This is a genomic window from Burkholderia sp. A9 (assembly GCF_000801975.1).
The window spans coordinates 67622-78545 of sequence record NZ_JSZN01000009.1 but is presented as its reverse complement, the minus strand read 5'-3'; the positions used below and the strand labels follow the sequence as shown (position 1 = coordinate 78545).

8 protein-coding genes, 1 pseudogene and 1 other annotated feature are annotated in these 10924 nt (G+C 65.9%); of the genes and pseudogenes, 5 read left to right on the top strand and 4 right to left on the bottom strand.

Annotated features, from left to right (window positions below; translation table 11 throughout):
* The 4 genes and pseudogenes from PI86_RS05750 to PI86_RS05735 form a co-directional block, all read left to right on the top strand.
* Positions 1-259, top strand: a pseudogene (locus PI86_RS05750) (hydroxymethylbilane synthase); the annotation flags it as partial.
* A complete protein-coding gene (hemDX, locus tag PI86_RS05745; protein WP_039319704.1) occupies positions 259-2229 on the top strand; it encodes a fused uroporphyrinogen-III synthase HemD/membrane protein HemX in 1971 nt (656 codons plus the stop codon). The pseudogene PI86_RS05750 and the gene hemDX, both read left to right, overlap by 1 nt.
* Before the next feature lie 2 nt (positions 2230-2231).
* The gene (locus PI86_RS05740) at positions 2232-3419 is read left to right on the top strand and encodes a heme biosynthesis protein HemY (RefSeq protein WP_039319700.1); all 1188 of its coding nucleotides are present in this window, start codon (positions 2232-2234) and stop codon (positions 3417-3419) included.
* A gap of 580 nt (positions 3420-3999) precedes the next feature.
* The gene (locus PI86_RS05735; RefSeq protein ID WP_039319697.1) at positions 4000-4671 is read left to right on the top strand and encodes a hypothetical protein; all 672 of its coding nucleotides are present in this window, start codon (positions 4000-4002) and stop codon (positions 4669-4671) included.
* Positions 4672-4824: 153 nt separating this feature from the next.
* Here PI86_RS05735 and PI86_RS05730 read toward each other — a convergent pair.
* The 4 genes from PI86_RS05730 to PI86_RS05710 form a co-directional block, all read right to left on the bottom strand.
* Positions 4825-6062 (bottom strand): IS3 family transposase gene (locus PI86_RS05730; protein ID WP_152608050.1). Its coding sequence is split into 2 segments (ribosomal slippage): positions 4825-5771 and positions 5771-6062, totalling 1239 coding nucleotides; the frame shifts between segments, so codons are not numbered across the junction.
* Positions 5665-5781, bottom strand: a sequence feature (AL1L pseudoknot). It overlaps the preceding gene by 117 nt.
* Before the next feature lie 166 nt (positions 6063-6228).
* Positions 6229-7533: an MFS transporter gene (locus PI86_RS05720; protein WP_039319690.1), complete on the bottom strand. Its 1305-nt coding sequence runs from the start codon at positions 7531-7533 to the stop codon at positions 6229-6231.
* Positions 7534-7674: 141 nt separating this feature from the next.
* The gene (locus tag PI86_RS05715) at positions 7675-8433 is read right to left on the bottom strand and encodes an SDR family oxidoreductase (protein WP_039319687.1); all 759 of its coding nucleotides are present in this window, start codon (positions 8431-8433) and stop codon (positions 7675-7677) included.
* Between the two features lie 76 nt (positions 8434-8509).
* Positions 8510-9949 carry an aldehyde dehydrogenase family protein gene (locus tag PI86_RS05710; protein ID WP_039319684.1) on the bottom strand — a complete coding sequence of 480 codons (1440 nt, stop codon included), beginning with the start codon at positions 9947-9949 and terminating at the stop codon, positions 8510-8512.
* Between the two features lie 432 nt (positions 9950-10381).
* Here PI86_RS05710 and ppa point away from each other — a divergent pair, with 432 nt between their 5' ends.
* Positions 10382-10909 carry an inorganic diphosphatase gene (gene ppa, locus PI86_RS05705; RefSeq protein ID WP_014896363.1) on the top strand — a complete coding sequence of 176 codons (528 nt, stop codon included), beginning with the start codon at positions 10382-10384 and terminating at the stop codon, positions 10907-10909.
* Positions 10910-10924 lie beyond the last annotated feature (15 nt).

Genomic DNA, 10924 nt, shown 5'->3' with positions numbered 1-10924 from the left:
GCGCGCGCTCGGCGGCAGCTGCGAGGTGCCGCTCGCCGCGCACGCGGTGTGGCGCGCGGGCGAGTTGTACCTGACGGGCCGCGTGTCGACGACCGACGGCCAGCGCGTGCTGACCGCCGAGGAATGCGGCGCCGTCATGACCGTCGCCGATGCGCTCGCGCTCGGCCGCGCGGTATCCGACGAGCTCGAGGCGCAGGGTGCGCTCGACATCGTCAACGCACTGCTCGCCGGCTCGCAGGCCGGCAAAGGCGACGCCTGATGGCGGGCGGCGCGCGCGCGTTCACCGCCGTCCTGACGCGTCCGGACGGCCAGTCGGCCGCGCTCGCGGCACAGCTGGCCGACGCCGGCTGCGACGTGCTCGAATTCCCGCTGATCGACATCGCGCCGGTCTCCGATGCGGCGCCGCTCGACGCGGCGTTCGCGGCGCTGGCCGACTACGCGCTCGTGATCTTCGTGTCGCCGAACGCGATCGACCGCGCGCTCGCGCAGTACGGCGCGATCTGGCCGAATGCGCTGCCGGTCGGCGTCGTCGGGCCCGGCAGCGTCGCGGCGCTGGAGCGCCACGGCATCGCGGCGCCCGCGCATCGCGTGATCGCGCCGCAGGCGCCCGCCGACGGCGGCGTGCCCCGTTACGATTCGGAAAGCCTGTTCGCGAGCATCGAGGCCGCGTTCGGCGGCGCGCACGCGCTCGCCGACAAGCGCGTGCTGATCGTGCGCGGCGATGGCGGCCGCGAATGGCTCGCCGAGCGGCTGCGCGAAGCCGGCGCGGACGTCACGCTGGTTGCCGCATACCGGCGCGTCGTGCCCGAGCCGCGCGTCGGCACGTGGGAGCGCGTGCATGCGCTGCTCGCCGGCGCGCCGCACGCGTGGCTCGTCACGAGCTCGGAGGGCGTGCGCAACCTGCACGAACTTGCGCGAACCCATCTGAACGACGCGGAGATCGGCGCGCTGAAGCATGTGCCGCTCGTGACGCCGCACCCGCGCATCGAGCAGACCGCGCGGGCATTGGGTTTTGATAGGATTACGCTGACCGGCGCGGGCGATGAGCGCATCGTCCGCGCGTTTCGAACGATGGCCGACGAGGCCGTCCAACCGGCGACAGCCGCACCGGTGACTAAACGCATGACAGATACCAACGATTCCAAACGCGTCGCTTCCCAGCCGGCCGCTGCCTCCGCACCGCCGTCCAGTCCCCCTTATCTCGCGTCCGAACCGCATGCACGCCGCGGCGGTAGCGCGGCGCTGTGGTTCGTCGTCGTCGTGCTCGGCTGCGCGGCGGGCGTCGGCGGCTATGCGCTGAACCGCAAGGTCGACCGGCTCGACGATTCGTTCGTCGCGCGCCAGAAGGCGCTCGATGCGCAGACGGCCGAGACCCGCATGAAGACCGAGCAGGCGCTCGCGAGCACGCACCAGGTCGACACGCAGCTCGCGCAGCTCGACGGCAAGCTCGCCGACGCGCAGAGCGCGCAGCAGGCGCTGCAGCAGCAATACCAGGACCTGTCGCGCAACCGCGACGCGTGGATGCTCGAGGAAGTCGATCAGATGCTGTCGAGCGCGAGCCAGCAGCTGCAGCTCACCGGCAACACGCAACTCGCGCTGATCGCGCTGCAGAATGCCGACGCGCGCCTCGCGACGTCGCAGAGCGCGCAGGCCGTCACGGTGCGCAAGGCGCTCGCGCAGGACATCGAGAAGCTGAAGGCCGCGCCGTCGGCCGACCTCACGGGCCTCGCGATCAAGCTCGACGACGCAATCGCGAAGATCGACGCGCTGCCGCTGTCGGGCGAGGCGATCGTCCCGCATGCGGTGCCGAAGGCCGCGCCGGCCGACGCCGCGTCGCCGGCCGCGCCCGACGCGCCGCGCTGGAAGGTGTGGTGGCATGACTTCTCGGCCGGCCTCGGCCAGCAGTTGAAGGGCCTCGTGCAGGTGCGCCGGATCGACAACGCCGACGCGATGCTCGCGTCGCCCGACCAGGGCTACTTCGTACGCGAGAACGTGAAGCTGCGCCTGCTCACCGCGCGGCTGTCGCTGCTCGCACGCAACGACGGCGCGATGAAGGCCGACCTGCACGCCGCGCAGGCGTCGCTCGGCAAGTATTTCGACCACGCATCGAAGGACACGCAATCCGTCGAGGATCTGCTCAAGCAGGTCGACAGCGCATCGCTGACGGTTGCGGTGCCGAACCTGAACACGAGCCTGAACGCCGTTCAGCAGTTCAAGAGCCGGGGGTAACGATGACGCTTCGAGGAATCGTCTGGCTCGCGGTCCTGTTCGCGATCGCCGCTGCACTCGCTACCGTCGGCCGTTTCGACGCGGGGCAGGTGCTGCTCGTCTATCCACCGTACCGGATCGACGTGTCGCTGAACCTGTTCGTGATCGCCATCGTCGTGCTGTTCATCGTCGTATATGCGTTGCTGCGCATCGTGCGTAACATCTGGCGCATGCCGCAGCGGGTCGCCGCATATCGTGCGCGTTCGCGCAACGAGAAGGCGCAGGCGTCGCTGCGCGATGCGATCGCGAACCTGTACGCGGGCCGCTTCTCGCGCGCCGAGAAGGCCGCGCGCGACGCGTTCGCGGTCGACGCGAACCAGGGTGCCGCGAGTCTCGTCGCGGCGACCGCCGCGCACCGGATGCACGAGTACACGCGCCGCGACGACTGGCTGTCGAAGGTCGATGCGCCGGAATGGCAGGATGCACGGCTGCTCGCCGCGGCCGACATGCGCGCGGATGCGCGCGATGCCGACGGCGCGCTCGCCGCGCTGGCCGACATGCAGGCGGGGGGCAAGCGCATCCATGCGCAGCAGGTTGCGTTGCGTGCGCAGCAGCAGTTGAAGAACTGGGCCGAGGTGCTGAAGCTTGCGAAAGCGCTGGAGAAGCGCGAGGCGCTGCATCCGGCCGCGGCCGTGCGGCTGCGCCAGCAGGCCGCGGAGAACCTGCTGCGCGAACGCCGGCACGATCCGGACGCGCTGCTCGAAGTGTGGCAGTCGCTGTCGCCGCTCGAGCGCCAGTCGCCGCGCCTCGCCGATCTCGCGGCCGAGCTGCTGGTGCCGCTCGAGCGCCGAACCGAAGCGCGCCGCATCGTCGAGGAAGCGCTCGCGCACAACTGGGATGCACGCCTGCTGCGCCGCTATCCGGATACGGCAGGCGGCGATGCGCTGCCGCTGATCCAGAAGGCCGAAGGGTGGAAGAAGGATCACCCCGACGATGCCGACCTGCTGTTCGCGCTCGGCCGTCTCTGCCAGCAGCAGCAGCTGTGGGGCAAGGCGCAGTCGTTCCTCGAAGCCGCGCTGAAGCAGGCCGACAACGAGGCGCTGAAGGTGCGTGCGCACCGTGCGCTGGCGCGCCTGTTCGAGCAACTCGGCGAAACCGACAAGGCGGCGAAGCACTACCGCGAAAGCGCGCTGGCGATCACCGTGGTCTGACGCGGGCGGCCGCCGCTTGCTGCAAGCGGCACGCGAACTAGCGCAAAAATGCCCTGAATGCCGGATGGCCTTCGGGGCATTTTTTCGTGCACCAGTGACTTACGCGTTCGCGATTGCTTTGATGATCGGGCCATTCGTGGCCCGGTCGGGCCAAAAATGGCCCGATAAATCTCTTTTATTTTCAATCGATTGGTTTTGAGCGGGCCACGAATGGCCCGATTTCCCCTCGAAAAAATCAATTTTCGCGGCTTCGCTTTCCCCGTCGCTTGCCCGAAATGCAGGGTGTCGTCGGTAGTGTGTTGATATTAAAGGATTAAATGCCGATTCGCGAAAGTCGGCATGGGCATTGCGTTACCTGGGCCGTCATCACCGATGGCAACACGGTCAGAGGGCCGTGTCGGTTCCAACAACAAGGACTGCATCCATGCCGACTCCCGCTTATATCAGCATCCAGGGCAAGACCCAGGGCAACATCACGCTATGCACAGGTACTGTTGCTTGATCAACCCGTTTTTCCAGATGCCAGCGGTGTGCCGCAGTTTTTGCCGGAAGACTACCAAGTGAAGGGTGAGGCTCCTCGATGAAGACGACAAACCTTCTCTGCCCGCTCGTGGTGGGATTGCTGGTCAGTCTCGTTGCGCCCGACGTTGTAGCGGATGACGAGCGCAAGGGTACGTCAGACATTGCGGACCACTTGGATGTTGACCTGCCGGCAGGCATGCAGCGCTACGTCATTCCCATGCAGGGCTGCGCTATCGACTTCATCGCCCAGAAAGGCGGAGATGCGCGAGCTTATACGGGGAGCAGTGGACCCTATGGGTATTTCTCTCACGGCTCGTATGTGTTTCGTTCGAAAACAACTGGATCGCTGGTAGTGGGCTTAAGTTGTTATAGGGGCAACGCGAAGGAGCTCTGCTCGAAACTGCTTCCGTCAGAGAAAGTCGACGACAGGCGGTACTACAACATACGCCGGCTAAATAACATACATCCGATTTACTTCGGTGCTGCTCAAATATCGTCGTATGCGCCAAATAGCTCCCATCCCGGCCAAGTGCGAAAGATCAGTTTTTGCTTGGGTGACGATACTCACGCGCTGATTACCAACAGAAGTGATATAGAGGTCGGCTACGACACTCGGGACGTTTCTGAAACTCCAGGGAAAAAGCTACAGACTACTGCCGAATTAGCCCTCCCGGAGGTTCTGAAACTCATTCGTTCGATTCGCTTTATGCTCGTAGATGACGATGAGTAGCGTGGCTCAGAATAATGGAGTCAGAAAAACGGCGTTAAGTTCACTTTTTACAATGAACATTGGGCGTTCAGAGGCTGGCAGATTGATGGGGGACTTAAATTACGCCTGCGATCGGCGGTTGAACCGCACCGGGAATCGTGGAGGCTGGTTGGTTTAAGTTAATGCAGGCACGTCAGCGGCATTTCTGAGTTGCCTGTAGTAGTTTGCCTCAGCCTCAGCGGGCGGGATATAGCCGAGCGGTTCCATCAGTCGATGATGGTTGTACCAGGCCACCCATTCCAGCGTTGCCAGTTCGATGGATTCCCTCGTTTTCCAAGGGGCGAGCCGATGAATCAGTTCCGTCTTGTACAGGCAGTTGATCGTTTCAGCCAGCGCATTGTCGTAGCTGGCGCCCCGGCTGCCAACCGACGGCTCGATGCCAGCCTCAGCCAGCCGTTCGCTGTAGCGAATGCTGACGTATTGGGATCCTCTGTCGGAGTGGTGAATCAAGGTTCCGTCCTCGCCCGGTTGGCGGGCATACAGCGCCTGTTCAAGTGCATCCAGAACAAAGTCCGTGGTCATCGACGAGCTGACGCGCCAACCAACAATACGGCGGCCAAACACGTCGATTACAAATGCCACGTACAGCCAGCCTTGCCAAGTCGAGACATACGTAAAATCCGATACCCAGAGCTGATTCGGTCGATCGGCCTTGAACTGCCGGTTCACTCGGTCCAGCGGGCACGGCGCGATCGCATCGGGAATCGTTGTGCGAACTCGCTTACCGCGAACTGCGCCAGGCAAACCCTGCAGCTTCATCAACCGTCCGACCGTGCAGCGTGCCACTGCAATGCCTTCGCAGTTCATCTGCTTCCAGACCTTCGGCACGCCATAGACCTGCATGTTGGCTTGCCAGACACGCGTGATCTCCGGTTGCAAAAGCTCATCGCGTTTCGCGCGGACACAGCGTTTGGACCGTTCGCGAAGTTGTGCCGCATGGCGTCGGTAGCCCGACGGGGCAATCCGCAAGACCTTGCAGATCGGCTCGACCCCGAAGGTGTCGCGATGCCGATCAATGAAGGCCTTCAGGACTTGAAGCGGCGGTCGAGCTCCGCCTGGGCGAAAAACGCACTCGCCAGCTTGAGAATCTCGTTGGTCCGGCACAGTTCCTTGACCTCGCGCTCCAGGGCCTTGATGCGTTCACGCTCGGCCGTGCTCACACCATCGCGCTCCCCACGGTCGACCTCGTCGCGTTTGACCCAATCCAGCAGCGTTTGCGGCGTGCAGCCGATCATCGGCGCAATCGATTCGACTGCCGCCCACATCGACGGGTGTTCGCTACGCTGCTCGCGTACCAGGTGCACTGCGCGCTCTCGGACTTCCGAGGAAAACTTGCTTGGCTTCTTGTTCATGGCTCCATTCTCTCAAGGGTTGGAGCCTCCACAAAACCCGGTGCGGTTCACCCCCCCGACAGACGATGTCAGGGGGGCGGCGGCTGGCGACGTGCCGCCTGCGTTACGTCGCCGGGAAAGGCGACGACCCGTTTGACCGCGTCGTTGTACGGACTCGCGCCGCGCATCACTTGTCGACGAGCCGCTTCGGCACCGACAGCGCGAGCACTCCGCCGAACACGAGGAACCCGGCGAGCATGTACATGCCCGCGTCGTTGGCGCCCGTCGCCTGCTTGAGCCAGCCCATCATGTACGGGCTCAGGAAGCCCGCGAGGTTGCCGATCGAGTTGATCATCGCGATGCCCGCCGCAGCTGCCGCACCGCCGAGGAACGCGGTCGGCAGGCTCCAGAACAGCGGCAGCGTCGTCAGGATGCCCATCGTCGCGAGCGTGAGGCCAAGCATCGCGAGTGCCGTCTCGTGCGCCCAGATCACCGACAGCACGAGCCCGAGCGCACCGAACGCGGCCGGAATCGCAAGGTGCCAGCGTCGTTCGCGGCGCTTGTCCGCACTGCGCGCGATCAGGATCATGGCGACCACCGCCACCGCATACGGAATTGCCGACAGCAGGCCGATCATGAACGTGTCGGTCACGCCGGTCGCCTTGATGATCGTCGGCAGCCAGAAGCCGACGCCGTACAGCCCCATCACGAACGAGAAGTAGATGAGCGCCATCAGCCACACGCGCGGGCTCGCCATCACTGCGCCGAGCGGCAGGTCTTGCTTGGTCGCTTCCTCCGCGTCGACGTTGCGCGTGAGCAGCGCCTTCTCGTCGTCGGTGAGCCATTTCGCCTTCGCGATCCGGTCGTCGAGCGCGAAGAACACCAGCACGCCGGCCAGCACCGACGGGATCCCTTCGAGCAGGAACAGCCATTGCCAGCCGTGCCAGCCGCTCACGCCGTTGAACGCCTTCAGGATGAAGCCCGAAATCGGGCCGCCGATCACGCCGGACAACGCGACGGCCGTCATGAAGAACGTCGTCATCCGGCCGCGCCGATGCGCGGGATACCAGTAGGTGAGGTAGAGGATCACGCCGGGGAAGAATCCGGCTTCGGCGACGCCCAGCAGGAAGCGCATCACGTAGAACATCGCGGGCGTCGTGACGAACATCGTCAGGATCGAGATCACGCCCCAGGTGGCCATGATCCGCGCGATCCATACGCGCGCGCCGACCTTGTGCAGGATGATGTTGCTCGGGACTTCGAACAGGAAGTAGCCGAAGAAGAAGATCCCGGCGCCGAGCCCGTAGACCGTGTCGCTGAGGTTCAGGTCGCTCGCCATCTGCAGCTTCGCGAAGCCGACGTTCACGCGATCGAGATACGCGACCACGTAGCACAACAGCAGGAGCGGCGTGAGCCGCCACGACACCTTGCGGTAGGTGGCTTCCTCGAAAGCGCCGGACGAGCCCGGCAGCGAGTGCGTCGATGTTGCCATGTTGTCTCCAGTCCTGGTCTTGTCTTGTCATGGGCCGGAGCCGGCGCGGCGGCGCCCGATCCGGTGTCGTGCGAAGCAATGACTATGCGTGGATGCGGCGCCGGCCGGCGGACCAGGCGCCGCGCAATCCCTTTCGGGCGGCTAGATGCAGCGCCCGCCGTCGACTTCGAGACAGACGCCGGTGATGAACTCGGCTTCGTCGGAGGCCAGGTACAGCGCTGCGTTCGCGATGTCCTGCGGCGTCGAGAAGCGGCCGAGCGGAATCGTCGACAGGAACCGGCTGCGGTTCTCGGGCGTGTCCTCGCAGCCCATGAACTCGGTCATCAGGGCCGTCTCGCCGAGCACGGGATTGATGCAGTTCACGCGGATCCGGTCGGGGCCGAGCTCGGCCGCGAGCGACTTGCTCGCGGTGATCATCGCGCCTTTCGTGCTGTTGTACCAGACGAGGCCCGGGCGCGGCCGCACGCCGGCCGTCGACGCGACGTTGACGAACACGCCGCCGCCCTGCGCGCGGAAGTACGGGACAAAGGTCTGCACGCTCCAGAACAGGCTCTTCATGTTGACGGCGTACACGCGGTCGAATTCGGCCTCCGTCACGTCGAGCACCGGCTTGTTGCGGTGTGTGGTGCCGGCGTTGTTCACGACGATCTGTACCGAATGGAAATCGTCGAGCGCGGCCTGCAGCAGCGTGCGCCAGTCGTCATCCTTCGACACGTCGCCCGCGACCGCGATCGCCTTGCCGCCCGCGAGCGCGATCTCGCTCGCGACGCGCTCGGCCGCCGCACCGTTCAGGTCGTTGACGACGACGTTCGCACCTTCGCGCGCATACGTCTTCGCGATGCCTTCGCCGAAGCCCGAGCCGCCGCCCGTGATGATGGCTGTCTTGCCGCTCAACCGCATGGTGTGTCTCCTGTGTTGGATGCGTGCCGTGGTGTTGCGGTGCGCGGCCGGTCGTTGCCGGCCGGGTTCGTCTGGTTCAGCCGTGCCGGATCGCGATCGTCTTCAGCGCGGTGAAGCCGTACAGCGCCTCGAAGCCTTTCTCGCGGCCGTGGCCCGAGTGGCCGACGCCGCCGAACGGCAGCTCGACGCCGCCGCCCGCGCCGTAGTTGTTGATGAACACCTGGCCCGCGCGCAGGCGCCGCGCGACGCGCATCTGGCGCGCGCCGTCGCGGGTCCAGATGCCGGCGACGAGGCCGTACGGCGTGCCGTTCGCCAGCGCGACCGCTTCGTCTTCGTCGACGAACCGCATCGCGGCGAGCACCGGGCCGAACACTTCCTCCTGCGCGAGCCGGTGCGACGGCGGCACGTCGCGCAACAGCGCGGGTGCCTGGTAGAAGCCGCTTTCGGGCGCATCGGCGACGACCTGGCCGTGCCCGGCCATCGGAATGCCGTCGTGCTGCGCGTCGGACAGGAAATCCCAGACGCGCTGCTGCTGTTTCGCGTTGATCAGCGGTCCGCAGTCGAGGTCGGCCCGGCTCGGGCCGACCCGCAGCCCGTTGAAGGCGGTGGCGAGCCGTTCGACGAGCGGCTCGTAGAGCGCGCGCTCGATCAGCACGCGGCTGCCGGCCGAGCAGGTCTGCCCGCCGTTCTGCACGATCGCCGCCACCAGCACGGGCAGCGCCGCTTCGAGGTCGGCGTCGGCGAACACGATCTGCGGCGACTTGCCGCCGAGCTCGAGCGTGACGGGCACGTGGTTCTCGGCCGCCATCTGCGTGACCAGCTTGCCGGTCGCGGGCGAGCCCGTAAACGAGATGTGGTCGATGCCGGGATGGCGCGCGAGCGCGGCGCCGGCTTCATGGCCATAGCCGGTGACGACGTTGAGCGTACCGGCCGGCAGCCCGGCTTCGGCGGCCAGCTCGGCGACGCGCAGCACCGACAGGCACGCATCCTCGGCCGGCTTCACGACGCACGCGTTGCCGGCCGCGAGCGCCGCGCCGACGCTTCGCCCGAAGATCTGCATCGGGTAGTTCCACGGCACGATGTGGCCGGTGACGCCGTGCGGCTCGCGCACCGTCAGCACCGTGTAGCCGGCCTGATAGGGGAGGGTCTCGCCGTGCAGTTTGTCGGCGGCGCCCGCGTAGAACTCGAAGTAGCGCGCGAGCGCGGCGGCGTCGGCGCGGGCCTGCTTCAGCGGCTTGCCGGTGTCGCGCGCCTCGATCGTCGCGAGTTCTTCCAGGGAGTCGGCGACGCGCGCCGACAGCCGCATCAGCACGCGGCCGCGCTCGGCGGCGCTTGCCGCGCCCCACGGGCCCGCGAACGCATCGCGGGCCGCGGCGACCGCGCGCTCGATGTCGGGCGCCGTGCCGCGTGCGATCGTCGCGAACGGCTGGCCGTCGGATGGATCGACGACCGGAATCGTCTCCAGTTGCGCGGGCAACGTCCATTCGCCTGCGATGAAGTGCTTCGCTTCTTCCATGCCTGCTCCTGTCGACCCGAGTTAGCGCTTCAGCGCTTACTCGGGTCCCATGCTTCGCGGTCGACCCGAGTTGGCGCTTCAGCGCTTACTCGGGTCCCATGCTTCGCGGTCGACCCGAGTTGGCGTTTCAGCGGTTACTCGGGTCCCATGCTTCGCGGTCGACCCGAGTTGGCGCTTCAACGGTTACTTGAGTCCCATGCTTCGCGGTCGACCCGAGTTAGCGCTTCAGCGCTTACTCGGGTCCCATTGCGGTCAACGTGCAACGTCGCCTGCGGTTCGATGGCCGGACATCCGGAACGATTATCGCGCCGATCGTCATCCGGACGCCACCGGTCGATTGGCTATAATGGCGCATTCCCTGCGGGGACGCCCGCGGCGGTGCACCGGCCGCGGCGCCCTGTCCCGAATTCCCATCGACCAACAGAGAGCGCTATGAGCTTCAATCATGTTCCGGCCGGCAAGGACCTGCCGCACGATTTCAACGTGATCATCGAGATCCCCGCGCAAAGCGACCCGGTGAAGTACGAGGCGGACAAGGAGCTCGGTCTCCTCGTCGTCGACCGCTTCATCGGTACCGGCATGCGCTATCCGGTGAACTACGGCTACATCCCGCAGACGCTGTCGGGCGACGGCGATCCGGTCGACGTGCTGGTGATCACGCCGTTCCCGCTGCTGGCCGGCTCGATCGTGCGTTCGCGCGTGCTCGGCATGCTGCAGATGACCGACGAATCGGGCGTCGACGCGAAGCTGGTCGCCGTGCCGCACGACAAGGTCTGCCCGATGACGGCGAACCTGAAGTCGATCGACGACGTGCCCGAGTACCTGAAGGATCAGATCAAGCACTTCTTCGAACAATACAAGGCGCTCGAGAAGGGCAAGTGGGTGAAGGTCGAAGGCTGGGCCGGCATCGATGCCGCGCACAAGGAAATCACCGACGGCGCAGCGAACTACCAGAAGTAAGCCGGCTGGCCGGCC

Excerpts from the sequence above, each read along its gene's own strand:
- PI86_RS05735 (WP_039319697.1), top strand. The coding sequence starts at position 4,000 with ATGAAGACGACAAACCTTCTCTGCCCGCTCGTGGTGGGATTGCTGGTC.
- PI86_RS05720 (WP_039319690.1), bottom strand. The coding sequence starts at position 7,533 with ATGGCAACATCGACGCACTCGCTGCCGGGCTCGTCCGGCGCTTTCGAG.
- PI86_RS05710 (WP_039319684.1), bottom strand. The coding sequence starts at position 9,949 with ATGGAAGAAGCGAAGCACTTCATCGCAGGCGAATGGACGTTGCCCGCG.
- hemDX (WP_039319704.1), top strand. The coding sequence starts at position 259 with ATGGCGGGCGGCGCGCGCGCGTTCACCGCCGTCCTGACGCGTCCGGAC.
- PI86_RS05740 (WP_039319700.1), top strand. The coding sequence starts at position 2,232 with ATGACGCTTCGAGGAATCGTCTGGCTCGCGGTCCTGTTCGCGATCGCC.
- PI86_RS05715 (WP_039319687.1), bottom strand. The coding sequence starts at position 8,433 with ATGCGGTTGAGCGGCAAGACAGCCATCATCACGGGCGGCGGCTCGGGC.
- ppa (WP_014896363.1), top strand. The coding sequence starts at position 10,382 with ATGAGCTTCAATCATGTTCCGGCCGGCAAGGACCTGCCGCACGATTTC.